Below are 24,830 nucleotides of genomic sequence, written 5' to 3'. Positions count from 1 at the left end.
GCCCTCGATCTGAACGAACGGCACTCTCGCGCACATAGATGCTGCGAGAGTGCCGCTCGCTCGGAACGGGCGGCCCCGTGAACACGCCCGCCACCGACCCGCAGCGCGACGGCGAGCTCGTCGCCGCGACCCGGGCCCTGCTCGCCCGGCCCTGGCGCACGGCCGAGACCGACCCGGAGCTCGTCGCGTCGATCCGGCGGCACGCGGACGCGCTCGACGCGTGGTTCACCCAGGAACTGAACTACCGGCTCGTGGTCACGGCGGACACGGCACGGCTGGTGAAGACCGGCCACGTACCTGCCGACCGACCGCTGCGCACGGTGTCGGCGTCGCCGCGGCCGTTCACGTCGGCCGAGTACACGGCGTTGGCGCTGGTCCTGGCCGCGACGACCTCCGGCCCGGACCGCACGAGCCTGCGCGACCTGGTGAACGCGGTGCACTCCGCCGCCGCCGAGGCGGGGGTCGTGCTGGACACCGACGCGGCGTCGCGGCGGGCCCTCGTGACGGCGCTGCGCTGGTTGATCGCGCAGGGGATGCTCCGCGAGCTCGACCGCGGCGTCGCCGTGTACGAGCACGACGCCGACGCGGACGCCCTGCTCGAGGTGCGCCAGGACCGCATGGCGCTGCTGCCGACCGGTGCGGTGGTGGGCGCGGAGTCCCCGGAGGAGCTCGTCGACCGCGCCCGCGAGCGCGGGTCGGCGGCGACCGCGGCCCGACGACGGCTCGTCGAGGACCCGGTGGTGCTCGCGGCCGACCTCGACCCCGCCCGGTTCGCCGAGCTGCGGCGCCGCGCGGGCGACGAGGGCCGGCGGGTCGAGGCGCGGACCGGACTGGTGCTGGAGGCACGCGCGGAGGGGTTCGCCGCGCTCGACGTCGACGGCGGGTGCTCGGACGTGGCGTTCCCGTCCGGCGGCACTGTGCCGCACGCGGCGTTGCTGCTGGTCAGCGAGCTGGTCTACCAGTTCCGACCGGCCGACGACCCGGACGCGATCCCGTGGGCGTCGGTCCGCGAGGTGCTCGACGAGCTGGTGGCCGAGCACGGGCGGTACTGGTCGAAGGCGGCGCTCGCCGACCGCGACCGGTTCGCCGCCGACGTGCTGGCGCTCCTGACGTCGATGCGCCTCGTGGTCGTCGAGGACGACGGCGCGGTGCGGGTGCTTCCCCCGGCGGCGCGCTACCTCCCGGACGTGACGGTCGTCGAGGGCGAGGACGTCGAGGAGCAGCCGACGTTGCTCTGACGCCCGTGACAGGAAAGCGTCGTTGCTGTCATCCAGTGGCAGGGAAGCCACATCGTCGCCGTGGCTGTCGGTGGTCCGTCCTACCGTGCGCGGCGTGGACGTGATGGCGGAGATCGGGGCGGCGGTCGAACAGGGTCGCGCGGGCGACACCGAGGAGGCCCGGCGACGGCTGGCGGAGCTGTGGGAGCACCCTGCGGTCCAGGGCGACCCGTTCCACCGCTGCGCCCTCGCCCACTACGCGGCCGACCTGGAGCCGGAGGTCGCCGACGAGCTGCGCTGGGACGAGCGTGCGCTCGCCGCGGCCGACGAGGTCGTGCCCGGGCAGCAGACGCCGCTCGACGTCGGGTCGTTCTACCCGTCCCTGCACCTCAACCTCGGTGACGCCCATCGGCGCGTGGGCGACCTCGCGACCGCCCGGGATCACCTCGCCCGGGCCCGCGCCTGCGTCGACGTTCTTCCTGACGACGGGTATGGCCGCCTGATCCGAGGTGGGATCGAGCGGCTCGGCGAGCGGCTGGAGTCGTCGTGACCGTGCCACCGGTCCTGCTCGGGGACGACTTCACCCCGCTGTGGCGGCACGTCTCCTCCACGCTGGACCGGCGCGGCCTCGCGGACCGTGGCTGGGTGTCGTTGCCCGACGGGCTCGCGCCGAGCGTCCGCGCCCGTCTGCGCGAGCTGGTGCCCGGCCGCTCGACCCGCCGCCTCGACCTCGCCCAGCTCGACCGGGCGCTCGACCGCCACGGCGCCGACCTCCTCACCCTGCTCGCCGCGGCGGGCTGCCCGCCCTCGGGTCGCCGCGAGGCCCGCGACGCCGATCGCGACCGCCGGTCACGTCGCGACGAGGCGCTCACCGCCGCCGCCGCGGAGGCACTCGGCCTGGAGCCGTGGGTCGTGGCCTGGGTCGGGGCGGTGCGTCCGGGCCTTCCCGACGACGCGTCGGCGCGGGTCGCCGTCGACACCGTCGCCCGGGTGCTCACCGCGGCTGACGAGCCGGGGCTGCGGAGCCGGGCGGAGGTCGCCGCCCGGGTCCTCGGCGACGCCCACGCCCTCGACCGCGGCGAGCCGGCCCGGCGCCTCGTCGGGACGGCCCTCGCCCTCCGCGCGGAGCGGGGGCACTGGGACGACGCCGACCTCTGGGCGGACGCGGGCCTGCCCGGCGACCTGGTCGCCACCCCGGTGCCGACGTGGGCGTTGCCGCTGCTCGGGGACGGCGCCGCCGAGGCCGTCCGGACCGCCACGGCCGCCGGCGCACCGAGCTACCTCTCCACGCTGACGCTGCGCGCGCTGATCGTCGAGGTCCCGCCCGGCACGGTGGTGCTGAGCGTCGAGAACCCGCGTCTGCTCGAGGCCGCCGTCCAGCGCGGGCTCGACCTGCCGATGCTGTGCACCCTCGGCAACCCGACGACCGCGTCGCTGACGCTGATCCGCGGTCTGCTCGCCGCCGGCGCCGAGGTCCGACACCACGGCGACCTCGACCCGGCAGGCGTCGCGATCACCGCGCGGCTGGCGCAGCTCGGGGTCGTGCCCTGGCGCATGACCGCCGCCGACTACCGCGCGGCGGTGTCGCCCGACCTGCGCCCGTTCGACGGACCGGTGCCGCCGACGCCCTGGGACCCCGATCTGCAGCGCGCGATGACCGAACACGGTCGGGCCGTCGACGAGGAGCGGGTGATGGACGAGCTGCTCGACGCCGCCGTCCGTGAGGGGAGGAACGCAGCGCTCTAGTGGTGCGAGGGTTCCCCTCGCGCGTGGCCGGACGCTGGGAGAGCGGTCGACTCGCCCCGCAGCTCCCGCGCCACCAACGTCGCCGCGGCCGCACCGATCGGCACCGCCACGATGCCGACCAGCGGGATCAGGCAGAGCAGGTACGTCGGGACGCCCACGGCCCAGCCGAGCAGCCGACGGGACCGCACGACCCGTCGTCGGGACGCGAACCCCAGCCCCCGCCGCTCCAGGGCCGGCGCCGTCAGCTCCAGCACCAGCAGCCGCCCGCCCACCAGCGCCGCGACCACCGGCACCACCGTCTGCCCGACGACCGGCAGGAACCCGGCCACGAACAGCGGGACCGCGACCAGCACCGACAGCCCGACGAGCAGCAGCCCGTCCCGGACCGACCCGAACCACGAGCGCGCCGAGCCGGGCGGCACCGCCCCCACCGTGTCGTCGACGATCTCGGAGAGCTTCTCGTAGAACGGCCCGCCGAGCGCGAGCGTGACCGCGACGAACGTCAGCACCGCCACCAGCGCCACGGCGGCCACGAGCGCGATCCCGACGACGGCCTCGGCCAGCTGCTGCGCGCCGGGGGACCAGGACGCGGCGAACCCCGTGAGCAGCCCGACCAGGTCGCCGAGGTAGCGCACGAACACCACGAACGCGGCCACGTACAGGACCGCGGTCACCAGCGCGGGCAGCGCGCCGAGGTGCAGCAGCCGCGGCGAGCGCAGCACCATCCCGGCCCCCCGGGCGTAGAGCCGGAGACCGAGCAGCAGGTCGGACACGTCCGGATCGTCCCACCCCGGGAAACCCCGCAACGGCCCCGGGCGCGCCGTGCTGCCATGGACGGCATGGAGGTCGAGTTCCGGCGCCGCGCCGACGACGGGTCGGTCGCCGAGATCGTCCGCGCCGACGGCGTGCACCTGCGGATGCGCTCCTACGACGTCACGAACGAGGTCCCGCACGACGCCGTCCACCTGATCGGCGAGCGGGCGCTCGGCATCACCGACGGGCTGTGGGGCTCGATCGCGGCAGGAGCGCTGTTCGCCAGCGTCGAGGTCGTCGCCGGCCGGCAGCGCCACGACCGTCGGCGGCGCTCCGACGAGGTCCGGCGCCGCCACGACGCCTGGCTGCGGCAGGCCGAGGTCGTGGTCGGGACGCTGCAGAACTGCCTGGACCGCGACGGCGCCGCGACCCACCGTGAGCTCGACCGGGCCTGGGGGATCACGCACACCGGCCGGAGCCCGTTCACCGTCGAGCAGGCGGAGCGCGCCGTCCGCGAGCTCCGGCGGCTGCGCACCGACTGGTGGGCGCTCGGGGTCGACGCGCCGGGTCTGCGCTTCACCTGGCCGGAAACGCGCGGACGACGCGCCTAGCCTCGCGGTCATGCGGATCGCGTCGCTGCTGCCCGCCACCACCGAGATCGTCGCCGCCCTCGGCCACGCGGACGACCTCGTGGCGATCACCTTCGAGTGCGACCACCCGCCCGGCCTCGCCGCACCCGTCGTCGTGCGGTCCGCCCTGGAGCCGGGGATGACGCCGGCGGAGATCGACCGCACCGTGCGCGAGCGCGCCGCTGCCGGCCTCCCGCTGTACGACCTCGACCGGGAGGCGCTCAGGGCCGCCGCGCCGGACGTCGTCCTCACCCAGGACCTCTGCGGGGTCTGCGCGCTGCCCGGCCACACGGTCGCCGAGGCGCTCACCGAGATCGGCCTGCCCGACGTCGCGGTCCACTCGTTCGATCCCCACACGCTCGACGAGGTCCTCGACGGCATCGCCGGGCTGGCCGCCGCGATCGGCGCGGACGCCGCACCGATGCTCTCCGACCTGCGTCGACGCCTCGTCGCGCTCGACGCGGCCCTGGTCGGCGAGCCCTGCCCGCGCACCCTCGTCCTGGAGTGGACCGACCCGCCGTTCCTGCCGGGGCACTGGGTGCCCGAGCTCGTCCGCCGCGCCGGGGCCGTCCCGACGGCGGGGGTGGACGGCGGGCGCAGCCGCGCGGTGGCCTGGGAGGAGCTGGAGTTCCCGGACGCGGTGCTGGTCACCCCGTGCGGCTACGACCTCGACGGTGCCGTGGCCCAGGCCGGGCCGATCGTGGGGCGGTTCCCCGACGTGCCGGTGATCGCGATCGACTCGGCGGCCTACGTGGTGCGGGCCGGCCCCCGGCTGGTCGACGGGATCGAGGCGCTCGCGCACGCGCTGCACCCGACGGCGGTGCCGGAGCCGGAGGAGGTGCGCTGCGCGCACGTGAGCACCAACGGTCGTGACAACGACCTGTGAGTGCTCACATGCGCAGCACCCGCGGCCCCGGACCGGCGGCCCCCAGCGTGTCGCCCGGGTTCACCAGCTGGCACCGGTCGATCGACAGGCACCCGCACCCGATGCAGCCGGAGAAGTCGTCGCGGAGCTGCTCGAGGCGGCGGATGCGGTCGTCGAGCTCGGTGCGCCACGACGCGGAGAGGCGTTCCCAGTCGGCCCGGGTGGGGGTGCGGGCGTCCGGCAGCTCGTCGAGCGCCTCCCGGACCTGGGCCAGCGGGATGCCGACGCGCTGGGCGATCCGGATGAAGGCGATGCGGCGCAGCACGTCGCGTCGGAAGCGGCGCTGGTTGCCCGCGGTGCGGCGGCTGGAGATCAGGCCCTCGCGCTCGTAGAAGTGCAGCGCCGAGACCGCGACCCCGCTGCGCTGCGCGACCTCCCCGACGGACAGCTCGCCGGCGCCTGGCGTCATGTCCCGACCGTGGACGTCGAGCATGGTCGAGGTCAAGGGAGTCCGGACCGGTGACCGGACGCACCACACGTCCGGTCACCGGGTCCGGCCCGGGCGGAGTCGGCGGACCCCCCGGTCCCGCCTGCGCCCGGGTCCGCCGCGTGACGGCGGAGGTCCCCCGGTCGTGGGTGGGAGCTCGCCCTCCACCCACGGGCCACCCAACGGTCGGGGCGGCCGGGGAGCACGGCCTGCGACGCGATGTCGCCTGGTCGGGCGAACCGGAGCGTGCGGAAGACGTGTCGTCAACCCGACGTGGCCAGCAGGCGCACCGTCGCGATCGCGGTCTCCTCGGTCGTCGCCCCGCTCGACGCCGCCCACGTCGACGCCGGGGCCTCCCCGCCGAGGGCCCCCGCGAGGCCGTCCCCGGCGGTCGGGGCGAGGTCGGCGAGCACCGCGTCGCACGCCGCGAGGATCTCGGTCCGACGCCGGGCCAGGTGCTCGGCGAGGACGCCGCGCAGCTCGCCGACGGCCTCCTCGCGACCCTGCGCCAGGTCGGCCCCGGCGCGGCGGAGCAGGGCCTGCAGCGTCTCCGGCGGCAGCCCCCGCCCGGTGTCGGTGCGCGCGGCGGGCTCCGTGACCCCGCGCTTGGCGTCCCGCCTGCGCTGCTTGGCCGCGCGCCGCTCGCGATTCGACAGGCCCATGCGGCGATCGTGGCATCTAGTCGGGCAGCGCCTCCCGGCCCACCCGCAGGCTCGCGGCGTCGGCCGCCTCCCGGCCCGCCTGCCAGCCCGCCGCGTTGCCGACCGTGAACCGTTTCGTGGTCAGCCGGGGGAACAGCTCCGCGACCGTCCGCTCGACCACCTCCCCGCGCGCGGCGAGCACCGGCAGCAGCGCGTCCCCGCTCTCCGCCCGCGCCGCCTCCTCCGCCTCCGCACCGGCCGCGCGAAGCCGTTCGCCGATCCGCGTGGCGTAGGAGAGCAGGAAGGCGTGCCGGAACGACCGCGTGCGTGACCCGCCGCCCGCGCCGGCCATCGCCCGCCCCGCCTGGACCAGCAGCGACGTGGTGAGCAGCTCGACGGTGTCCAGGTCGGTCGGGTGGCCCACCACGGTCACGAGGTCCAGCGCGTCCAGGCTCACGGCCCGGCACCGGTTCGCCGTGGCGACCTGGTGCACCAGCGACGACTTGGCCGACGTGTACGGCGCGTCGAGCCAGAGCCGGCGCACCCCCGCGGAGGCGGCGGCCTCCGACATCCCGGTGACCACCGCCGCCGCCAGCGCGTGCCGGGCCATGAGCTCCTGGGCCTTGGCGGAGAGGGCCTCGGCCTCCTCGGCGAACGTGGTCGACTCCGCCTTCGCGAGCAGGCCCCGGACCCGCGCGAGGACCTTCGGGTCGATGCCGGACACGTCGGGCTCCTCCGGTGGCACCCCCGGCAGCGGCGGCAGGCCCAGCATCGTCCCGACGAGGCGCAGCACGGCGCCGGGCCCGTCGACCCCCGGCCGCGCGCGCCAGCCGGTCAGCAGCGGACCCGCCCGCGGCGCCGTCTCCACCCCCGCGGTCGACCAGGTGGCCGGTCGGCGGGCGGCGTCGGCGGCGATCACGTCCGCGGCGAGCGGCGCGGCGGCGCTGCCGATCCGGCGCCGGACGACCTCCACCAGGTCGCGCGGCGTCCAGCCGCGGTCCCACAGCGGGCCCACCGCGTCGAGCAGGGCGGTCTCGGCGGCGTGGTCGAGCGTGGCGGCCGGGATCCGGCGGTCGAGCACCGCCCGGGCCCCCGCGAGGCCGTCAGGCGTGAGCCGACCCCGGGCCAGCTCGGTGATCAGCGCGGCCGCCACCGCGACCTGGTCCCGGGATTCACGTGCGCGCATCGGGCTCCGATCATCGTCGTCACGGGCTCCGACTCCGCGACGCGCCCCACGGTTCCCACCGATCCCGCACCGGATGGTGAACTTGGGCCGAATCGCTGACGGCCCTGCGCCGTTGAGCCCGCAGGAGGTGGGTCGTAGTGACGGCGATGGCGGAGCGGAGCCGGACGGGGGACGACGTGCCCGGGACGGCGGAGACCTCCGGAGCGGACCTGGCCGCGCCCACCGCGGCGGTGCGCCCGAGCGCGCCACCGCCTCCGCACCGCACCGTGCTCGAGCGCCTCGAGGACGGGCCGCTGGTGGTCACGGGTCTCGACGACGAGCACCGGACCGCCCTGGTCGAGGGCCTGCGGGGAGCCGGTCGCCGGGTCCGCGTGGTCGCCCCCACGCCCGAGCTCGCCCGGCGGTGGCGGGCCGCGCTCGGCGAGGAGCCGCTCGGGTCGCACCGGGTCGCGGCCGGCGTCGTCGGCTCGGTCGAGGACATCGCCGAGCAGCTCGCCGCGCACCCGGAGGACGGGTGGCTCACCGGGCTGCTCGGTCCCGACGACCCGCTCGACCCGCCGACGGCCACCGGCCCGACGCCGCCCCTCGACGCCGCCGACCTCGCCGCCCTGCGCCGTCTCCTGCACGCCGAGCACGGCGAGCCGGGCGGGGGCGGGGTCCGCTCCCTCGACCCCGCCCGCCGGCACCAGGTCCTCCCGCCGCCGGCCGAGCTGCCGCCCGAGCCGCACGTCGACCAGCTCGCCGCCGAGCTCCTCGACGTCGTCGGCCCCGCCGGCTCGCCCGCCCGCGAGGCCGCCCGGCCCCTGATCGCCGCGCTCGCCTGCCTGCCGCCCGACGCGGCGGTCGCGCTCGGCCCCGCCCTGCTGCGTATCGACGCGGCCGTCGTCGCGCTCGGCCGCGGGGGCGAGGACGCGGCCTGGGCCCGCGCCACGATCGACGCCGTCCTCGACGGCCGCGCCGCCCCGTCCTGGGCCCGCGCCACCGCCGCACTCACCGCCGTCGACCGCGTCCCCGAGCTCGACCGGGGCTCCGGTGCCGCGCAGGTCCGCGTCACCGACGACGCCGTCGACCTCGAGGCCGCCGCCGCGACCTTCGACGCCCTCGCCGCGAACCTGGCGGCGGGCGGCTCGCTGCGGCGCATGTTCAAGTCCGAGGAGCAGCGCGCCGTCGAGGCCCTGCTGCCGTCCCTCGCCGTCAACCGGGTCGATCCGCTGACCATCGAGGGCGCGCGGGCCGTGGCCCACCACCTGCGCCTGCGCCACGTCGAGGCCGGCGTGGCCGCCGCGCTCGCGCCGCTCGGCCGGGTCGTGCGCCCCGCGGAGCAGCGGGCGATCCTCGTGCACCGGCTGCTGTCGCTGCGGGAGATCGGCCGCCGGGTCGCGGACGTCCTCGACGCCGTCGGGGTGCTGCGCGGGCTCCTCGTCGGCCTGCCCGCCGAGGTCCGCCCGGCGACGGACTCGCTGCCCGCCGTCGGCCGCGTCGTCGCCACCGGACGCCGCCTGACCTCGCGGCCCAGCGCCGACCTGGCCCGCCGTGAGCTCGGCGACGTCGTGGCCCGGCTGCAGGACGGGGCGCTGCCCGCCGAACAGGCGCCGGAGCTGCGGGCCCTGCTCGCCGCCCTGCTGCGCCTCGACGTCGACGCCTACGCCGCGGCGGCCGACGCGGTGGACGACGCGCGGGCCGAGCAGCGGGACCTGCTCCGCTCCGACCGCCTCGCCGCCCGTCTCGCGGAGTGGCCGGCGCTGCTCGAGGCCCTCGACGCCGACACCTCCGACGAGACGTGGGCGCCGCGGGAGAGCCGCTGGTCGCAGGCCTGGTCCCACCGCCGGGCCGTCGCGTGGCTCGCCCGCCAGGAACCGCCGGACGCGGTGGTCACGGTCCCGTCGCTGGTCGGGGACCGCTCCGGGGTGGGCCTGCTCGTCGTCGGGCCCCTGCGCGACGAGGTGCCGCCGGGCTTCGAGGTCCCCGAGCGGGTCGCCGACCTCCCCGGCTTCCCCGACGACGGCTTGCGCCTGCTGGTGCTGCCCACCACAGCGGCCTGACGGGTCCCGATGGCCCGAACGAACGACGCGTTCGTGCAGCTAGACGCCACGAACGCGTCGTTCGTTCCGTCCGGGGCGACCTACGACGCAGCGTAGGAGAGCGACTCGTCGTCGGGAAGGGCGTACTTCTCCCGCAGGAAGCGCTCGGTGTACAGGTGCTCGGCAGCCTCGAGGACCTGCCCGACCTGACGCGCGGAGAGCCACACTCCGAGCCCGATGCCGACCGCAGGCAGCGGCTTCACGACGACGGGAGCGGCCGGCGTGAGCCCGGCGGCGAGGACCGCGAGGGCGAACTCGCGCTCGGAGGGCTCGGCGCAGTCGTAGCCGTAGTGCGCGGCGACCCGGGCGACGGCGCGGGCGCAGGTCGCGGTGGTGAGCACGGTGTCCAGGGCGAGGGCCGCGGCCCCCGCGACGAGGCCGGTGGCGGCGCTCGACGCGCCCGCGGCGGCCCCGGCGGCCGCACCGGTCAGCCCGCCGCGCAGCCCGGCGGCGGCCACGTGGACCCGGGCCAGCGGGCCGCGGACGGCGCGGAGGTCGTCGACGTCGAGGTGACGCAGGTCGGGCAGGGCGGTGACCTCGTGCCCGGCCTCGGCGAGCAGGGCGAGGACCCGGTCGGCGCGCCCGGCGGTCCACCAGCCCAGGGCGAGCCCGGCGTCGCGCAGCGGCTCGCCGATCACGCCGACGACCGTGCTCTCGACGACGTGGTCGACGAGACCGGCCCCGGGCACGTGCCGCAGGCCCGTCACGACCCACGAGCCGAGGCGGCCCCACCACCCCGGCCCGGCGTCGGTGCGCGACCGCCACCGCTCCACGGCGTCCCAGGCGCGCGCATCACCGTCGGACATGCGGCTCGCCCCCACGACGACGGTCACGGCCCGGACGGTAGGGACTCCGGAGGGACACGCCGTGGAGGACACGTGGACGGCGGGTGAACCGGCGGTATCGCTCCGGCTGTGGCCTAGGTCGCGCTCACCCAGTCGGGCGGATCCTCGGTGAACGGCACGTCGTACTTGTCGTGCAGGAAGCGCTCGCGGTACAGGTGCTCGGCGGCGTCGACCACCCGTCCGAGCAGCCGGGCCGAGAGCACCGCGCCGATCCCGATCCCGACGACGGGCACGAGCTGCGCGAGCTCCCGCTGCCCGATCTGGGAGAGCAGCCGCTGGTGCACCGCGGCCGCGAGGCGCCGGAGCTGGCGCTGGCGGCGCTTCTTCTTGACCCCCTCGGCGGCCTGGCTGATCAGCCCGGAGACCTCCTCGTAGGCCTCCGGGGCGTCCGCGTCGCTGGAGAGCCCGACGGCGAGGACGGCCAGCGCGAGCACCTGCTCGGAGCGCTTGGTGACGTCGTAGCCGTAGTAGGCCCCGACGTGCGCGACCGCCCGCGTGCACGTGGCCACCGTGAGCAGTGCGTCGCCGGTCAGGGACGCGGCGATCACCGCGACGCCGGGCAGGCCGCCGATCCCCAGCAGCGACGACCCGCCGGTGACCGCGGTGGCCCCCGAGGTGAGCAGCAACGACGTCGTGCCGCCCTGGATCGCGGCGAAGGTGGGGTAGGCGAGGTCGAGCCGCGGCATGGCGGCCTGGACGTCGGTGACCTCGAGCCGGCGGATGTCCTTGAAGTCCGTGACGTCGTGCCCCAGGGCGCGGTAGCGGGCGAACACCGCGTCGCGGCGCACCGTCGCGGCCCCGGCGCCCGCGCCCGCCGCCGCGAGCTGGTGCAGCACGTCGTGCACCCCGTCGTCGACCTGCTGGATCCCGGGCACGCGGCGCAGCCCCGACTGCACGAGCGCGCGGATCTCCCCGACCGAGTCGCGCAGCGGGGAGAGCAGCGGACTCGTGGAGTTGACGCGCTCCTTCCACTCCTGCACCTCACGCCACTGGTCGGCGTCGGTGGCCGGCACGGGCTCCGTCGTTTCGGCCGTCACGTCACGGAACGTACCCACTCCGGGCCCACCTGCGTCACGACGACGTCCACCGCGTCCCGCGTGTGCTCCGCCGCCGCGAGGGCCTGCTCCTGGCGTTCGAAGGCCGCGCGGTGCGGCGCGTAGCCGGCCCAGTCGTCGCGTTCCCGCAGGCGGGCGTCCCGGGTCGCGGCCGGCGCGTCGACCCAGACCGACAGCGACGCGAGGTCCCGCAGCGGGCGCGCGGCCGACCCCACCCCCTCGAGGACGAGCAGACCGGACACGGCCCGTCGTCGGGCCGGGGCGACCTCGTCCCGACGCCAGTCCCACGGGCTCACCTCGGGGACCTCGCCGCGCCGCACCGGCTCCAGGAGCTGCTCGGCCGCCCGCCGCGGCCCGGCCGCGAGGCCGTCCCAGCCCAGGTAGAAGGCCTCGATCGACTGGACGGTGACCTCCGGGTCGGCGCGGCGCAGCGCACGGGCGAGGGTCGTCTTGCCCGCCCCGGAGAACCCGTCGATCACGACGACGACGGTCGACCCGACCCGTCGCCCGGACGTCCGGGCCCGGGCGAGCAGGTCCGCAGCGGTGATCGTCTCGATGGTCGGACCCTACCGGGGGGTGATCCGGCGTCCCTCGTTCGAGAGTCCCCGGGTTTCACGCCGATGTGACCGGTGGCACAGGTGAGGCACGGATGGACGACCGTCGGGAGCAGACGATGAGCGGACACGAGTACTCGACCACCGACATCTCCGCGGCCTCGTTCTGGGCGGGGACCGTCGAGGAGCAGGAGCGGACGTTCGCGCACCTGCGCGAGCACGAACCGGTCTCCTGGCAGCGGCCGATCGAGAACGCGGTCGCGCCCGACCCGGAGGACACGGGCTACTGGGCGGTGGTCAAGCACGCCGACATCTGCGAGGTCAGCACGACGAGCGACGTCTACTGCTCGGGGCAGGGCGTCATGTTCGACCGGTTGACACCGGAGTTCCTCGAGATGACGCAGTCGTTCCTCGCGATGGACAACCCGCGGCACAACGACCTGCGCAAGCTCGTGCAGGCGGCGTTCACCCCGAAGCGGATCCGGCGGATCGAGGACCAGGTGGAGCAGGCGGCCCGGGAGGTCGTCGACGCCTTCGCGGGCGATCCGGCGGGGGAGCTCGAGTTCGTCGAGGGCTGCGCCGCGCGGCTGCCGCTGCGGATGTTCTCGGCGATGTTCGGGGTGCCCGAGCACCTGCAGGAGCGGACGGCGGCGGCCGCTCAGGACATCGTGAGCTGGGCCGACCCCGAGCACCTCGCGGGCCGCGACCCGGCTCAGGTGCAGGTCGGGGCGGCGCAGACGCTCCACGAGATCGCGGGCGAGATCGTCGCGGACCGCCGCGAGAACCCGGGTGACGACCTGTTCACCGGCCTGGCGCAGGCGGAGGTCGACGGGCAGCGGCTCACCGACGCCGAGATCGGCGCCTTCTTCGTGCTCCTCTCGGTGGCCGGCAACGACACCACCAAGCACACCTCGACGCTGACGGTCGAGCACCTCACCGAGCACCCCGACCAGCGCGACTGGCTCGTCGCGGACCTCGACGGGCGGATCGGGCCCGCCGTCGAGGAGTTCATCCGGTACGCGTCGCCGGTGATGACCTTCTGCCGGACGGCCACGCAGGACACCGAGCTCGGTGGCCGCCGGATCACCGAGGGCGACAAGGTCGTCATGTTCTACGCGTCGGGCAACCGGGACGCCGCGGTGTTCGACCACCCCGGGACGTTCGACCTGTCGCGGGAGGAGAACCCGCACGTCGGGTTCGGCGGCGGCGGGACCCACTACTGCCTCGGCAACCAGCTCGCGAAGACGATGCTGCGGGCGCTGTTCCGCCAGCTCCTCACCCGGGTGCCGGACATCCACGTGACCGCCGCGCCCGAGCTGCTCGGGACGAACTTCATCCGGGGGGTGAAGCGTCAGCCGGTGGCCTTCACGCCGGAGGCGCGCTGAGCGCCGGGGTGCATGCTGGTCGGCGTGCCGCAGAGAGTGCTGGTCGCCGACGACGACCGTGCCATCCGGGAGTCGCTCGCCCGCGCCCTCGAGCTCGAGGGGTACGACGTGGTGCCGGTCGTCGACGGCGTCGAGTCGCTGACGCGGGTGCGCCGGGAGAGCTTCGACGCGCTGGTGCTCGACGTGATGATGCCGGGCGTCGACGGGCTCGCGGTGTGCCGCGTGCTGCGCGCCGACGGCGACCACACGCCCGTCCTCATGCTCACCGCCCGCCAGGAGACGGCCGACCGGGTCGCCGGGCTCGACGCCGGCGCGGACGACTACCTGCCCAAGCCCTTCGAGCTCGACGAGCTGCTCGCCCGGCTCCGCGCGCTGCTGCGCCGGGCGTCCTTCGCGACGACCGGTGAGGCGGAGGAGCGCGGCGCGCTGCGGGTCGGTGCCCTGCTGGTCGACCCGGCGGCGCGCCGGGCGTGGTGGGCCGACGAGGAGCTCGCGCTCTCCAAGACCGAGTTCGACCTGCTGGAGCTGCTCGTGCGCAACGAGGGGATCGTGCTCGACCACACCACCGTGTACGAGCGCATCTGGGGCTACGACTTCGGTGCGGACTCGAAGAACCTCGCCGTGTACGTCGGCTACCTGCGGCGCAAGCTCGCGGCGGCGGGGGCACCGGCACTGATCCACACCGTGCGCGGGGTCGGCTACACGGTGCGCCGGCCATGAGCCTGCGGACGCGGTTCGCGCTGGCGTTCGCCCTGGTCAGCGTGATCGTGGCGGGGCTCGTCGGGGTGCTGAGCTACCACGCGGCCGCCGAGCGGATCACCCAGGCGACCGACACCACGCTCGCCGCCGCCACGACGGCGGTGGCGGACGGGCAGACCGGGGTCCTCGCGCCGATCGCCCCGCCGTCCTCCGGCGACGGGCCGGGCGGGGATCCGCGCGGGGGACCCGGGGGTCCCGGCAGCGGACCGCGCGACGGCCGTCCCGGCCGCGGGGACGACCACGGGCGGCTGCAGGAGCTCGTCGGACGGAGCATCGCCCCGGACGGGACGGCGACCTTCCTCGGGGGGCGCGACGTCGCCCTCCCGGTCACCGACACCGACCGCGCACTCGCGGCCACGTCGGTCGCGGGGGTCACCGACACCGTCGAGACCACCGTCGGCGACGACACCTACCGCGTGCTCACCACCTCCGAGGGCGGTGGACGCGGCGCGTGGCAGGTCGCGATGGACGTCGATCTGAGCCACCGGGTGCTGCGCGGGATGGCGAACGAGATCGCGGTCGTGAGCCTCGTCGTGCTGGTGGTCGCCGCCGGGGCCGGGTGGCTGGTGGCGTGGCGCATCACCCGTCGTCTGGAACGGCTGACCGGCCTCGCCGAGCAGGTCACCGCCCGCGGCGGCGGTCCCGCGGAGGTGCCCGTCGACGGCCGCGACGAGGTCGGTCGGCTCGGCGCCTCCTTCGCCACGATGGTGGGTCGGCTCGCGGCGTCGCGGGAGGCGCAGGACCGGCTCGTGCAGGACGCCGCGCACGAGCTGCGCACCCCGCTGACCAGCCTGCGGACGAACGCGAGCGTGCTGGCGCGGTTCGCGGAGCTCTCGCCCGAGGCCCGCGACCGGCTGCTCGCCGACGTCCAGGGCGAGACCCGCGAGCTCTCCCACCTCGTCGACGAGCTCGTCGCGCTCGCGCTCTCCGGCGGCGACGCCGAGGAGCCCGAGGGCCCCGTCGACCTCGACGCGGTGGTCCGCCGCGTGGCGGCCCGGATCGGTCGGCGCACCGGCCGGGAGGTCGTCGTCGACTCGGACGGCTCGATGGTGCGGGGCGTGCCGGGAGCGCTGGAACGGGCCGTCGGCAACCTCGTCGAGAACGCCGCCAAGTTCGATTCCTCGGACCGGCCGCCGGAGGTCCGGGTGCACGCCGGGGGCGTCACGGTCCGCGACCACGGGCCGGGGATCGACGTCGGCGACGTCGAGCGGGTCTTCGACCGGTTCTACCGCGCCGCCGCCGCGCGGGGCCTGCCCGGCTCCGGGCTGGGGCTCGCGATCGTCCGCGACGTCGCCGACCGGCACGGCGGTGAGGCGTTCGTAACCTCCCCCGCCGGGGGCGGCGCGCAGGTCGGCTTCACGGTCGCGCCGGAGCGGCTCTTACCGGACTCCGAAGCGGGCCACGTCGGCGCTTCACCGCAGGACACGACCGTGGGTGGCACCTGATCGACCCGCCGTGGGCGATCCCGTGCCCCGAGAGGTCCCCACCGTGAGCGCCGACGACCAGCCCGACCGCGAGCCGACCCCCGGTCCCGCCGACGAGCCCATCGCCGAGACCCCTGCCGAGGCGGCTGACGCCGCGCACCGCAGCGGGTCGCGCTGGGAGCCGGGCGCCCAGGAGACGACCCCGGTCGCCGCCCAGGCTGCCCAGGCCGCCCCGGCTGCGTCGTCCCGTACGCGCCCGCGCTGGTTGCGCGTGGTCGGCGCGGTCGTCGCCGCCCTCGTGCTCGTCGGCGGCGGCTTCCTGGCCGGACTCGCGGTGGGCGACCACGGTCCGCGCGACGGCAGTCCGGGCATCGGACGCCAACACGACCGCGACGGCGGCGACCGGGCCGGCGGCCGCGGCGGCGACCGGGACGGCGACCGCGGCGGCCCCGGCCGACCGGGAGCACCCGCCGCACCGGCCCAGCCCGGTCAGCCCGCCGCACCGGCCCAGCCGGCGCTCGCCCAGCCCGGGCCCGCCCAGCCCGGGGTGGTGCAGCCCGGGTCCGTGCAGCCCGGCTCCGCCGTCACCGGCGCGTGACCACCGTCCTGGGTCGACCGGCGCGGCACGCGGCGCCGTCGGCCCCCACCGCCGCCCCCGCGGTCGTCGACCGCCGGATCCGCACCGCCGCCGAGGCCGCCCTGTGCGCCGCGCTCGTCCTGGTCACGTTCTGGTGGGCCACCGGGGGCGGGCTCTCCGACCTGGGCGGTTGGGCCAGCGGCCTCACCTCGGTGGGTCGGCTGACCGGGCTGCTCGCCTCGGTCCTGCTGCTGGTCCAGGTCCTGCTGATGGCGCGGATTCCGCTGCTCGAGCGCGCCTTCGGGCAGGACCGGCTCGCGGTCATCCACCGCATCGTCGGGTTCACCTCGTTCACCGGCATGCTCGCCCACGTCGGGCTGATCACCTGGGGCTACGCGGCGGGGGACCTGGCCGCGACCCCCGGCGAGCTCTGGGACCTGACCGTCTCCTACCCCGGCATGCTGCTCGCGGCGGCCGGGACGGTGTGCCTGGTCCTGGTGGTCGTGACGAGCGTGCGGGCGGCGCGGGCGGCGTTGCGCTACGAGTCGTGGCACCTGTTGCACCTCTACGCCTACCTCGGCGTCGGGCTCGCCCTGCCCCACCAGCTCTGGGCCGGGCAGGAGTTCCTCGCGTCCACCGCCCGCACGGTGTTCTGGTGGGCGCTGTGGGCCCTGACCGCCGCCGCGGTACTGGTCTTCCGGGTCGCCCTGCCCCTGCGGCGCAGCCTGCGCCACCGCCTCGTCGTCACCTCGGTGGTGGACGAGGGCGACGGCTGCTCGTCGGTGTACCTCGCGGGCCGGCACCTCGCCGACCTGCCGGTGCGTGCCGGGCAGTTCCTCACCTGGCGGTTCCTCTCCGGCACCGGCTGGACCCGGGCGCACCCGTACTCGCTGTCGGCGGCCCCGGACGGGCGCAGCCTGCGGATCACCGTCAAGAACCTCGGGGACGGCAGCGGCCGGGTCGCCGGGCTGCGTCCCGGCACCCGCGCCCTCGTCGAGGGCCCCTACGGCCGCCTGACCGACCGGGCCCGCACGGCCGGCAAGGTCGCGCTCGTCGGCGCCGGGATCGGCATCACCCCGATGCGCGCGCTCGCCGAGGAACTCACCGGCGACGTCGTCGTCCTGCACCGCTTCACCGGCAGCGCCGTCTTCGCCCGGGAGTTCGCCGTCCTCGCGGCCGAACGCGGGTTCGGTCTCGTGCCCCTGCCCGGACCCCGCCGCGCGCACGACTCCTGGCTCGGGTCGGGGATCGGCGGCGTCGACGACCTCGCCGCCCTGCGCGCCCGCGTCCCCGACGTCGCGGAGCGCGAGACCTACGTCTGCGGCCCCGAGGCGTGGACCCGCCTCGTCGTCGGGACCCTCCACGCGGCCGGGGTGCCCGCCGACCGCATCCACACCGAGACCTTCGGATGGTGAGCGTGCCTCCCCTGCGCTTCGACCGCGGCGCCCGCCGCATCGCCCTGTGGGGCCTGACCACGATCAGCACCGTCGCGCTGCTGTTCTCCTACAAGACCTCCACCTCGTCCTCGACGTCCGCCGAGGCCGGGACCACCACCCCGACGACGGGCACCACGACCGCTGCAGCGCCCTCGACGGCGAGCACCAGCACCTACACCGGGACCGTCACCGGGGCGGCCGCCGACACCCGCTGGGGCCCGGTCCAGGTCCGCGTCACCGTCGCGAGCGGGAGGATCACCGCCGTCGACGTCGTCCAGCAGCCCGACAGCAACGGCCGGGACGAGGAGATCAACGCCCAGGCCGTCCCCGAGCTCGTCAGCGAGACCCTGCAGGCCCAGAGCGCGCAGGTCGACGCGGTCAGCGGCGCGACCTACACCTCCGAGGGCTACGTGCAGTCCCTGCAGAGCGCCCTCGACCAGGCGGGGCTGGCGTGACGGCCGCGACCGCTCCCGTCGCCCGCCGCGTGGAGCACGTCATGGGCATGCCGATCAGCCTGGCGCTCCGTGGCCGGCACAGCGCGGGACCGGCCGCCGACGCGGCGTGGGCGGCCGTCCTCGCCTCCTTGCGCGAGGCCGACCGGGTGTTCAGCACCTACCGCGCGGACTCCGTCGTCCGCCGGATCGACCGGGGGGAGCTCGCCCTCGACGACGCCCCGGCGGACGTGCACGAGGTGCTCGCGATCGCCGCCCGCGCCGAGCGGGCCACGGATGGCGCGTTCTCCGTGTGGCGCGGCGGCTCGTTCGACCCCAACGGCGTGGTGAAGGGCTGGGCGGTGCAGCGCGCCTCGGCGCTCCTGCGCGACCTGCCCGACACCGACGTCTGCCTCTCCGCCGGCGGGGACCTGGTGGCGTGGTCGGCCGGCGAGCCGTGGCACGTCGGGATCGAGGACCCCCGCGACCCGACCCGTCTCATCGCGAAGGTCCCCGTCACCGACGGCGCCGTCGCCTCCTCCGGCACCGCCCACCGCGGCGCGCACCTCGTCGACGCCCGCACCGGCATCCCGCCCACCGGCATCGCCGGCGTGACCGTGCTCGCCGCCTCGCTGACGGACGCCGACGTCGACGCCACCGCGGCCTACGCCCTCGGTCGCGGCGCCCTGACGTGGCTGCGCCGCCGGGTCGGGCGGACCGGGCTCGTGGTGTGGGCGGACGGCTCCGCCGAGCCGTTCTGAGCGGGTCTGGGATGATCTTCGACCATGACCACCGCGACGACGGCGGGTCTCACCGCCGCCGAGGCCGCCCGGCGGGCCCGCGAGGGTCGGGCGAACACACCGGTCCGCGGCTCGAGCCGGACCACCGCGACCATCCTGCGGACCACCGTCTTCTCGTTCTACAACAACGTCCTGTTCGTCATCGGCATCGCGCTGCTGGCGCTCGGCCGCTACTCGGACGCGCTCGTCAGCGTGGGGCTCGGGATCATCAACGCAGCCCTGGCCGCGGTGCAGGAGCTGCGGGCCCGCCGCGCGCTCGACCGGCTGCAGCTGCTCGCGCGCGAGCCGGTGACGGTGCTGCGCGACGGGCAGGAGACCGGGATGTCCCCGGCCGACGTCGTCGAGGGCGACCTGCTGCGGGTGCGCGGCGGGGACCAGGTGGTGGTCGACGGGCCGCTCGTCGAGGGCGCCGTGGAGGCCGACGAGTCGCTGCTGACCGGGGAGTCCGACCCCGTCCCCAAGGCCGTCGGGGCCACGCTGCTCTCGGGCAGCGCCATCTCCTCCGGCGAGGGCCTGCAGCGCGCCGAGGCGGTCGGCACCGACAGCCACGCCGGGCGGCTCACGCTGGCCGCGCGGGCCGACACGACCGACGTCACCCCGCTGCAGTGGCGCATCGACCTCGTGGTGCGGCTGGTCATCCTGCTCGTGCTGCTGATGAGCGGCGCGATCCTCGCCCAGGCCCTGCTCGAGGGCTCGACCGTGCTGCGCTTCGTGCAGACCTCGGCGGTCCTCTCCGGCCTCGTGCCCTACGGCCTGTTCTTCCTCATCGCCGTCGCCTACGCGGTGGGCGGCGCGCGGATCGCCGGGCATGGCGCGCTCGTGCAGCAGACCAACGCGGTGGAGGCCATCAGCCGCGTCGACGTCGTCTGCACCGACAAGACCGGCACCCTGACCAGCGGGTACCTCGCGCTCGTCGAGATGGTCGAGATCAGCGAGTCGCCGGTGCCGGCGCTGCTGGGCACGTTCGCCCGCTCGGCGCGCAGCACGAACGCGACCACCGCGGCGCTCGTCGACCTCCCCGGACGCCGGGTCGTCCCCGACGACGAGGTCGAGTTCCGGTCCGCGCTGCGCTGGAGCGGCCTGGTGCTGCCGACCGAGGCGGCACCCGAGGCGTCGGCGCGTCGCACGCTCGTGCTCGGGGCGCCGTCCGCGGTGCTCGACCGGCTCGCCGACGACGAGGTGACCGTCGACCTGGTCGAGCGCGAGTCCCGCGCCCGGGCCGAGCGCGGGTTCCGGGTGCTGGTGCTCGCCTCGTCGTCGGGACCCCTGCGCGACGCCGACGGCCGCCCGGCCCTCCCGCGGCTGCGGGCCGAGGCGCTGGTGGTGCTCGGTGACGAGCTGCGGCCCGGGGTCGAGGACACCCTCGCGGGTCTGGCGGCCGACGGGGTGGCGGTCAAGGTCATCTCCGGCGACGACCCCGTCACGGTCGCCGCGCTCGCACGCCGGGCGGGCCTGGTGGGGGCGGCGCTCTCCGGTGCCCAGCTCGCGGCGCTGTCCGGCGACGCGTTCGACGACGCCGTCGACGCCACCACGGTGTTCGGGCGGGTCGCCCCGGAACAGAAGGAGGAGATCGTCGGCGCGCTGCGCCGCCGCGGCCACCACGTGGCGATGGTCGGGGACGGCGTGAACGACGCCCGGGCGCTCAAGCGGGCCCACGTCGGCGTCGCGATGCGCTCGGGCAGCTCGGTCACCCGCGACGTCGCGGACATCGTGCTGCTCGACGACTCCTTCGCCACGCTCCCGCCCGCCCGGACCGAGGGGCGGCGCATCGTCGCCGGGGTCGGCTCGTCGATGTACCTGTTCCTGGCCCGGGTGACGACCCAGATGCTCGTGATCCTCACGGTCACGCTGCTCGGGCTGGGCTTCCCGTACACCCCGACCCAGGTCGGGCTGACGCTGTTCACGGTCGGCCTGCCCACGTTCTTCCTGACGATGTGGGCCCGCCCGGCCCCGCCGTCGGAGGACCTGCTGGTCTCGCTCGCCCGGTTCGTCCTGCCGGTCGGCATCCTGACCGCCGGCTTCGCGACGGCCGTGTACGCCTACCTCTACCGGCTCGTGTCCGACGGCTTGTCGGACGGCGGCACGCGCGGGGTCGAGATCTGGGAGCGCTACACCGGCCTGGCCCGCACCGACCCGTCGTTCGTCACCTCCGCGGCCACCCTCGGCGCGCAGAGCGGGCTGTCGGTGTTCGTCTCGACGACCGCGATCGTGCTGATCCTGCTGCTCGAGCCACCGCACCGGATCTTCACGGCCTGGCGTCCGGTCTCGGACGACCGGCGGCCGACCTGGCTCGCGGCGGGCCTGTTCGTCGCCTTCGCGGTGGTGCTCGTGGTGCCGGCGACCCGGGCGTACTTCGGCCTCACCGCGCCCGACCCGCCCGTGGTCTACGTCAGCGGGATCGCCCTTGTCGGCTGGTTCGTCGTGCTCACCCTCGCGCTGCGCTACCGGCTGCTCGAGCGGGCGATCGGGTTGACGCCGCCGGGCGGCGAGCGCGCCGGGACGCGCACCCACCACCAGTGACCGGCGCGACTCCCGAGACCGGCTCGTAACAGGCCCGTGTCTGCGGCGATAGTCCTCGCGCGGCGTCCATTCGGGCGTGCGAGGCATCGGCTTTCGGGGGAAGCATGACGGTGTTGGACGGGCGGCCTGCTCGGTCGATCGGTGGGCACGGCGACGACGCGCCGACGGTCGCGCTCCAGCTTCCCGGACGACCGGGACGTCATGCTCGACCGGAAGCTCCGGACATGACGGTCGGCCGCCCCCCGATCCCGGCTACGAGCGTCGCGTGGTCATGGTCCGGACCGACGCCGGTCGGAGCGGGGCGCCCGGCCGCATGGAGTGCGCCGCCCGCCGGCCTCTCGACGCCGCTGGCGCCGCGGGGAGCTCGTCTGCAGGACCGCCTTCGCGACGCGATCGGTCCTGACGCCCTCGAGCAGATCCCGGGCCCGGTTCGCCGACACCCTCTGATCGCCGTGGGCGCCCTGGTCGGCTTCGTCGTTCTCGCCCTCGCTCTGATCGCCGGCACAGCGTTTCCGTCCGCGATCACCGTGGAGGGCAGCTTCCGCCACACCGACTCGAGCAGCATGCTGACCCCGGGCGCGTCCTGCTACACCCGGATGTACACGGCGGGCACCCGCGTCGACGTCACCGACGACACGGGCGCGGTGGTCGCCACCGGGACGCTCGACGAGGGCATCGCCATGGTCGATTCCGACTCCACCTACGGACGTCTCGGGTACGCCACCGAATGTGCGTTCGCCTTCACGGTGGACAACGTGCCGAGTGGGTCGAGGTCCTACGGGATCGAGATCGCCGGCGTCCCCAACCGGCTCGCCTTCAGCGAGCAGGAAATGCGGAACGGGCCCGGCCTGCACAACGGCTCCTGAGAGTCCGGCCACCACTAGAAGACGGTGACCCCGTCGCCCGGGCGCAGGTGGTCGAAGAACGTGGTGGCGTCGGCGGCGGAGAGGTGGATGCAGCCGTTCGACGACGTCGTCAGGCTGCCCTCGTGGAAGGCGATCCCGCCCTTGGCGAAGTAGACGGCGTGGTGCATCGGCTCGTCGAACTCGGAGCTGAACGCGTTCGCGTCCTTCCACAGCACGTGGAACGAGCCGGTCGGGGTCGCCGACGACGTCGGCCCGGGCGGGCGCAGGAACGTCTCGGCGCCGGGCAGCATCGGGACGGGGCCGACGGTGACCGTCCCGTCGTGCTGCAGCCACGCCTTCCGCGCCACCAGGTCGACGCACGCGCTCGAGGTCGCGGGGCAGCGGGCGAGCTCCGCCGGGGTCACGACGGCGGGTGCCGCGGGTGGCGGTGCGGCCGCGGCCGCGGGGGCGGTCGGGGCGGCGGTCATCGCCGCGGCGGTCGGCGCGGAGGTGCGGTGCTCGGTGAACAGCAGGAGCACCGTGCCCATCGCCAGGAGCACCACGAGGGCGGCCACCCCCACGGGGACGGTGCGCCGGCCGCGGGCGGGACGGGCCGCGGCGGTCCGCCGGGCCGGTGCCGGGAGCGCGGGGCGGTCGGCGGGAGCCGTGCGGGGGCGTCGGGGCGCCACGGCGCCGGTCCGGCCACGCGGGGCCGCGCGGCCGGACGGCCGGGGCTCGATCGGGGTCGGGCGGGCGGGGGAGCGGTGGCTCCGCACGCGCGTCCGGGCGGAGTGGCGGGAGGCGATGGTGCGGCTCCTCTCTCCACGGCGGACCAGGACCGGCCCACGGTAGCCACGGCCCGCGCCGCCACCGGGCGCGGGTCCGGGCGCCGACCCTCGATCGTGGGGACGAAAACCCCAGGTCGGGACGATCAGCGACGTTCCAGGAGCAGGACCGGGATCGTCCGGCTCGTCCTCGCCTCGTAGTCGGCGAATCCGGGGTGGCGCTGCTTCTGGGTCTCCCAGACCGGGTCGCGCTCGTCGGCGGGCAGCTCGCGGGCACGGACCGGGACGGTGTCGATGGTGGAACCGTCGCCGACCTCGATCGAGACGTCGGGGTGGGCGAGCAGGTTGTGGTACCAGTCGGGGTTGTCCGGCGCGCCGGCCTTCGAGGCGAACACCGCGTACGCGTCCCCGACCTGCTGGTACATCATCGGGCTGAGGCGGTCCGCGCCGCTGCGGCGCCCGACGTGGTGCAGCAGGAGGATGGGGGAGCCCTCGAACTGCCCGCCGACGCGTCCCCCGTGGGAACGGAAGTCCTCGATGACCCGCTCGTTGAAGTCGCTCATGGCGCCATCCTGGCCCCGTGGCTGACGTCCGGGCGGGTGAGGTCGACCCGGTCCTGGTCGCGGAGTTCGGGGCGCTGGAGCTGTGGACGGCGACCGTGGTCGTGGTCCGCGCCGCCGCTCGTGCGGGGCGGGAGCGGCTGGGGCGCCTCTCGGGGTCCTTCCACGCCGCCGAGCGCATCCGCGAACGCGGCGGGCGGCTGCTCGACGTCGCCTACCCGACGTTCGAGCGGCAGACCGGTCTCGACCCGACCGTCCCGCCCACCGCGCTGGAGCGGGACGCCCGGGAGGTCGTGGTCACCGGCGCGCTGGCGTCGACCCACCCGGTCGACGACGTGCGGCTCGCCGTGCTCGCCGAGGTCGGCGTCCCCCTGGGCGCGCTCCACGCGGCGGCCACCACCGGACCCTGGCGGCTCACCGCGACCCACGGCGAGCCCTACCGCGACGGCACACCGACCACGGCGGGCGACCTGGTGGTGGCCGACGCGGTGGGGCCGGTGGCACCCGTCGTCGGGGACCCGCCACGGCGGCTCGCGGCCGGGCCGAAGGTGCGCGAGGTGGTGCTCTACGCGGTGCGCGTGCCCGGGGTGGCGAGCTGGGAGGTCAGCGAGGCGGTGTGGCGGGCGGCGAACTACCTCGCCGGGACCTGATCTGGCGTGTCGCGCGGGGGACGCGCACACTCACCGGGGTCTCACGGGAGGAGGGGTGTCGTGACGTCCACCGAACCGCGCCCGGATCTCGCGCTCGCGATCCTCGATGCGCCCGAGACCGTCGCCTCGCGCCGCGGTCTGCGCGAGCAGGTCGCGGCGCTGCAGGAGCGGCTGCGGCAGGTCCTGGAGGCCGACTGGGCGCCCGAGGTGCTGGCGGCGGCCGCCGTCGTCCCGGTGGCGGACCGCCCGCGGCTGCTCGACCTGGGCGAGCTCGAGCGGGTCCGCGACGACCTCGTCGCCTCGCTCGACGCCGTCCGCGAGGCCGTGCTCGCCCGGCGGGCCCGGCACGCGGAGAACCGCGCGCTGCTCGAGCGGATGTTCGACGACCCCGACGCCCACCGCGGCGTCCGGCTCACCACCGACGACCTCGGTCTGCCCGGCTGCTGCCGCTGGCAGGTCGCGCCCGTGCTCGGCGTGGTCGGGCGGCTCGCCGGGTGGTGGCGGGTCAAGGTCTCCTCCGGCTGCCCTTGAGGCTGCGCCATGTGAGCACTTTCCGTGGCTCCAGCCACGGAAAGTGCTCACATGGCGACGCCACCTCC

Annotated in this window: 26 protein-coding genes; 17 read left to right on the top strand and 9 right to left on the bottom strand. The window is 76.0% G+C overall.

Annotated elements, in window-relative coordinates; genetic code table 11:
- Positions 1-77 precede the first annotated feature (77 nt).
- The 3 genes from ACQPYX_RS29375 (at position 78) to ACQPYX_RS29365 (ending at position 2,963) form a co-directional block, all read left to right on the top strand.
- Complete coding sequence (locus tag ACQPYX_RS29375; protein WP_433800780.1) at positions 78-1,238, top strand: TIGR02678 family protein; 1,161 nt, start codon at positions 78-80, stop codon at positions 1,236-1,238.
- Between the two features lie 103 nt (positions 1,239-1,341).
- On the top strand, positions 1,342-1,767 hold the full coding sequence (locus tag ACQPYX_RS29370; protein WP_433803836.1) for a hypothetical protein: 426 nt from the start codon (positions 1,342-1,344) through the stop codon (positions 1,765-1,767).
- Entirely contained in the window at positions 1,764-2,963 is a 1,200-nt protein-coding gene (locus tag ACQPYX_RS29365) for a DUF2399 domain-containing protein (RefSeq protein ID WP_433800779.1), read from the top strand. Before ACQPYX_RS29370 ends, ACQPYX_RS29365 begins: the two co-directional genes overlap by 4 nt.
- Here the strand turns inward: ACQPYX_RS29365 and ACQPYX_RS29360 are convergent.
- A complete protein-coding gene (locus tag ACQPYX_RS29360; protein WP_433800778.1) occupies positions 2,960-3,736 on the bottom strand; it encodes an EI24 domain-containing protein in 777 nt (258 codons plus the stop codon). The genes ACQPYX_RS29365 and ACQPYX_RS29360 overlap by 4 nt on opposite strands.
- 66 nt (positions 3,737-3,802) lie before the next feature.
- Between ACQPYX_RS29360 and ACQPYX_RS29355 the strand changes: the two genes are divergently transcribed.
- Positions 3,803-4,327 (top strand): hypothetical protein, encoded by a 525-nt coding sequence (locus ACQPYX_RS29355; protein WP_433800777.1) that lies wholly within the window; start codon positions 3,803-3,805, stop codon positions 4,325-4,327.
- A gap of 10 nt (positions 4,328-4,337) precedes the next feature.
- The gene (locus ACQPYX_RS29350) at positions 4,338-5,231 is read left to right on the top strand and encodes a cobalamin-binding protein (RefSeq protein WP_433800776.1); all 894 of its coding nucleotides are present in this window, start codon (positions 4,338-4,340) and stop codon (positions 5,229-5,231) included.
- A 4-nt stretch (positions 5,232-5,235) separates the two neighbouring features.
- On the opposite strand, the gene soxR is transcribed toward ACQPYX_RS29350, so the two are convergent.
- From soxR to ACQPYX_RS29335, 3 genes are all read right to left on the bottom strand, one after another.
- Positions 5,236-5,679 (bottom strand): redox-sensitive transcriptional activator SoxR, encoded by a 444-nt coding sequence (gene soxR / locus ACQPYX_RS29345; protein WP_433800775.1) that lies wholly within the window; start codon positions 5,677-5,679, stop codon positions 5,236-5,238.
- Positions 5,680-5,960: 281 nt separating this feature from the next.
- Positions 5,961-6,359, bottom strand: a complete 399-nt coding sequence (locus tag ACQPYX_RS29340; protein WP_433800774.1) for a hypothetical protein — start codon at positions 6,357-6,359, stop codon at positions 5,961-5,963.
- Positions 6,360-6,375: 16 nt separating this feature from the next.
- The gene (locus ACQPYX_RS29335) at positions 6,376-7,524 is read right to left on the bottom strand and encodes a DUF2786 domain-containing protein (RefSeq protein WP_433800773.1); all 1,149 of its coding nucleotides are present in this window, start codon (positions 7,522-7,524) and stop codon (positions 6,376-6,378) included.
- Between the two features lie 137 nt (positions 7,525-7,661).
- On the opposite strand from ACQPYX_RS29335, the gene ACQPYX_RS29330 reads away from it, so the two are divergent.
- Positions 7,662-9,566, top strand: coding sequence for a hypothetical protein (locus ACQPYX_RS29330; RefSeq protein ID WP_433800772.1), 1,905 nt, complete (start codon positions 7,662-7,664; stop codon positions 9,564-9,566).
- Between the two features lie 80 nt (positions 9,567-9,646).
- Here the strand turns inward: ACQPYX_RS29330 and ACQPYX_RS29325 are convergent, their stop codons facing one another.
- From ACQPYX_RS29325 to ACQPYX_RS29315, 3 genes are all read right to left on the bottom strand, one after another.
- Entirely contained in the window at positions 9,647-10,438 is a 792-nt protein-coding gene (locus ACQPYX_RS29325; RefSeq protein WP_433800771.1) for a hypothetical protein, read from the bottom strand.
- A gap of 86 nt (positions 10,439-10,524) precedes the next feature.
- The gene (locus ACQPYX_RS29320; RefSeq protein ID WP_433800770.1) at positions 10,525-11,487 is read right to left on the bottom strand and encodes an EcsC family protein; all 963 of its coding nucleotides are present in this window, start codon (positions 11,485-11,487) and stop codon (positions 10,525-10,527) included.
- Positions 11,484-11,984: a hypothetical protein gene (locus ACQPYX_RS29315; protein ID WP_433800769.1), complete on the bottom strand. Its 501-nt coding sequence runs from the start codon at positions 11,982-11,984 to the stop codon at positions 11,484-11,486. The genes ACQPYX_RS29320 and ACQPYX_RS29315 overlap by 4 nt, the downstream gene beginning before the upstream one ends.
- A 170-nt stretch (positions 11,985-12,154) precedes the next feature.
- Here ACQPYX_RS29315 and ACQPYX_RS29310 point away from each other — a divergent pair, with 170 nt between their 5' ends.
- The 9 genes from ACQPYX_RS29310 to ACQPYX_RS29270 all read left to right on the top strand — a co-directional run bounded on the left by ACQPYX_RS29310 (position 12,155) and on the right by ACQPYX_RS29270 (position 22,257).
- Positions 12,155-13,444, top strand: coding sequence for a cytochrome P450 (locus tag ACQPYX_RS29310; protein ID WP_433800768.1), 1,290 nt, complete (start codon positions 12,155-12,157; stop codon positions 13,442-13,444).
- A gap of 12 nt (positions 13,445-13,456) precedes the next feature.
- Positions 13,457-14,164, top strand: coding sequence for a response regulator transcription factor (locus tag ACQPYX_RS29305; RefSeq protein ID WP_433800767.1), 708 nt, complete (start codon positions 13,457-13,459; stop codon positions 14,162-14,164).
- Positions 14,161-15,648, top strand: coding sequence for a HAMP domain-containing sensor histidine kinase (locus tag ACQPYX_RS29300; RefSeq protein ID WP_433800766.1), 1,488 nt, complete (start codon positions 14,161-14,163; stop codon positions 15,646-15,648). The genes ACQPYX_RS29305 and ACQPYX_RS29300 overlap by 4 nt, the downstream gene beginning before the upstream one ends.
- Positions 15,649-15,691: 43 nt before the next feature.
- Positions 15,692-16,225 (top strand): hypothetical protein, encoded by a 534-nt coding sequence (locus ACQPYX_RS29295; protein ID WP_433800765.1) that lies wholly within the window; start codon positions 15,692-15,694, stop codon positions 16,223-16,225.
- On the top strand, positions 16,222-17,619 hold the full coding sequence (locus ACQPYX_RS29290) for a ferredoxin reductase family protein (protein WP_433800764.1): 1,398 nt from the start codon (positions 16,222-16,224) through the stop codon (positions 17,617-17,619). The genes ACQPYX_RS29295 and ACQPYX_RS29290 overlap by 4 nt, the downstream gene beginning before the upstream one ends.
- Complete coding sequence (locus ACQPYX_RS29285; RefSeq protein ID WP_433800763.1) at positions 17,613-18,095, top strand: FMN-binding protein; 483 nt, start codon at positions 17,613-17,615, stop codon at positions 18,093-18,095. The genes ACQPYX_RS29290 and ACQPYX_RS29285 overlap by 7 nt, the downstream gene beginning before the upstream one ends.
- Positions 18,092-18,832 carry an FAD:protein FMN transferase gene (locus ACQPYX_RS29280; protein ID WP_433800762.1) on the top strand — a complete coding sequence of 247 codons (741 nt, stop codon included), beginning with the start codon at positions 18,092-18,094 and terminating at the stop codon, positions 18,830-18,832. Before ACQPYX_RS29285 ends, ACQPYX_RS29280 begins: the two co-directional genes overlap by 4 nt.
- Before the next feature lie 24 nt (positions 18,833-18,856).
- Positions 18,857-21,391, top strand: coding sequence for an HAD-IC family P-type ATPase (locus ACQPYX_RS29275; RefSeq protein WP_433800761.1), 2,535 nt, complete (start codon positions 18,857-18,859; stop codon positions 21,389-21,391).
- Between the two features lie 452 nt (positions 21,392-21,843).
- Entirely contained in the window at positions 21,844-22,257 is a 414-nt protein-coding gene (locus ACQPYX_RS29270; RefSeq protein WP_433800760.1) for a hypothetical protein, read from the top strand.
- A 14-nt stretch (positions 22,258-22,271) separates the two neighbouring features.
- On the opposite strand, the gene ACQPYX_RS29265 is transcribed toward ACQPYX_RS29270, so the two are convergent.
- Entirely contained in the window at positions 22,272-22,925 is a 654-nt protein-coding gene (locus tag ACQPYX_RS29265) for a L,D-transpeptidase (protein WP_433800759.1), read from the bottom strand.
- A 242-nt stretch (positions 22,926-23,167) separates the two neighbouring features.
- Positions 23,168-23,584, bottom strand: coding sequence for a nitroreductase family deazaflavin-dependent oxidoreductase (locus ACQPYX_RS29260; protein ID WP_433800758.1), 417 nt, complete (start codon positions 23,582-23,584; stop codon positions 23,168-23,170).
- A 17-nt stretch (positions 23,585-23,601) separates the two neighbouring features.
- On the opposite strand from ACQPYX_RS29260, the gene ACQPYX_RS29255 reads away from it, so the two are divergent.
- Positions 23,602-24,231 (top strand): hypothetical protein, encoded by a 630-nt coding sequence (locus ACQPYX_RS29255; protein WP_433800757.1) that lies wholly within the window; start codon positions 23,602-23,604, stop codon positions 24,229-24,231.
- Between the two features lie 60 nt (positions 24,232-24,291).
- The gene (locus ACQPYX_RS29250) at positions 24,292-24,762 is read left to right on the top strand and encodes a hypothetical protein (RefSeq protein ID WP_433800756.1); all 471 of its coding nucleotides are present in this window, start codon (positions 24,292-24,294) and stop codon (positions 24,760-24,762) included.
- Positions 24,763-24,830 lie beyond the last annotated feature (68 nt).

It is taken from the genome of Actinomycetospora sp. CA-084318 (genome assembly GCF_050955885.1).
Classification (GTDB): Bacteria; Actinomycetota; Actinomycetes; order Mycobacteriales; family Pseudonocardiaceae; genus Actinomycetospora.
Note: the sequence above shows the minus strand (reverse complement) of the source record. Positions and strands in the feature narration are given on the sequence as shown.

What these genes read in the sequence shown, in the direction of transcription:
- ACQPYX_RS29310 (WP_433800768.1), top strand. Translation starts at nt 12,155, where the DNA reads ATGGACGACCGTCGGGAGCAGACGATGAGCGGACACGAGTACTCGACC.
- ACQPYX_RS29305 (WP_433800767.1), top strand. Translation starts at nt 13,457, where the DNA reads ATGCTGGTCGGCGTGCCGCAGAGAGTGCTGGTCGCCGACGACGACCGT.
- ACQPYX_RS29350 (WP_433800776.1), top strand. Translation starts at nt 4,338, where the DNA reads ATGCGGATCGCGTCGCTGCTGCCCGCCACCACCGAGATCGTCGCCGCC.
- ACQPYX_RS29285 (WP_433800763.1), top strand. Translation starts at nt 17,613, where the DNA reads ATGGTGAGCGTGCCTCCCCTGCGCTTCGACCGCGGCGCCCGCCGCATC.
- ACQPYX_RS29355 (WP_433800777.1), top strand. Translation starts at nt 3,803, where the DNA reads ATGGAGGTCGAGTTCCGGCGCCGCGCCGACGACGGGTCGGTCGCCGAG.
- ACQPYX_RS29335 (WP_433800773.1), bottom strand. Translation starts at nt 7,524, where the DNA reads ATGCGCGCACGTGAATCCCGGGACCAGGTCGCGGTGGCGGCCGCGCTG.
- ACQPYX_RS29275 (WP_433800761.1), top strand. Translation starts at nt 18,857, where the DNA reads ATGACCACCGCGACGACGGCGGGTCTCACCGCCGCCGAGGCCGCCCGG.
- ACQPYX_RS29300 (WP_433800766.1), top strand. Translation starts at nt 14,161, where the DNA reads ATGAGCCTGCGGACGCGGTTCGCGCTGGCGTTCGCCCTGGTCAGCGTG.
- ACQPYX_RS29340 (WP_433800774.1), bottom strand. Translation starts at nt 6,359, where the DNA reads ATGGGCCTGTCGAATCGCGAGCGGCGCGCGGCCAAGCAGCGCAGGCGG.
- ACQPYX_RS29260 (WP_433800758.1), bottom strand. Translation starts at nt 23,584, where the DNA reads ATGAGCGACTTCAACGAGCGGGTCATCGAGGACTTCCGTTCCCACGGG.
- ACQPYX_RS29370 (WP_433803836.1), top strand. Translation starts at nt 1,342, where the DNA reads ATGGCGGAGATCGGGGCGGCGGTCGAACAGGGTCGCGCGGGCGACACC.
- soxR (WP_433800775.1), bottom strand. Translation starts at nt 5,679, where the DNA reads ATGACGCCAGGCGCCGGCGAGCTGTCCGTCGGGGAGGTCGCGCAGCGC.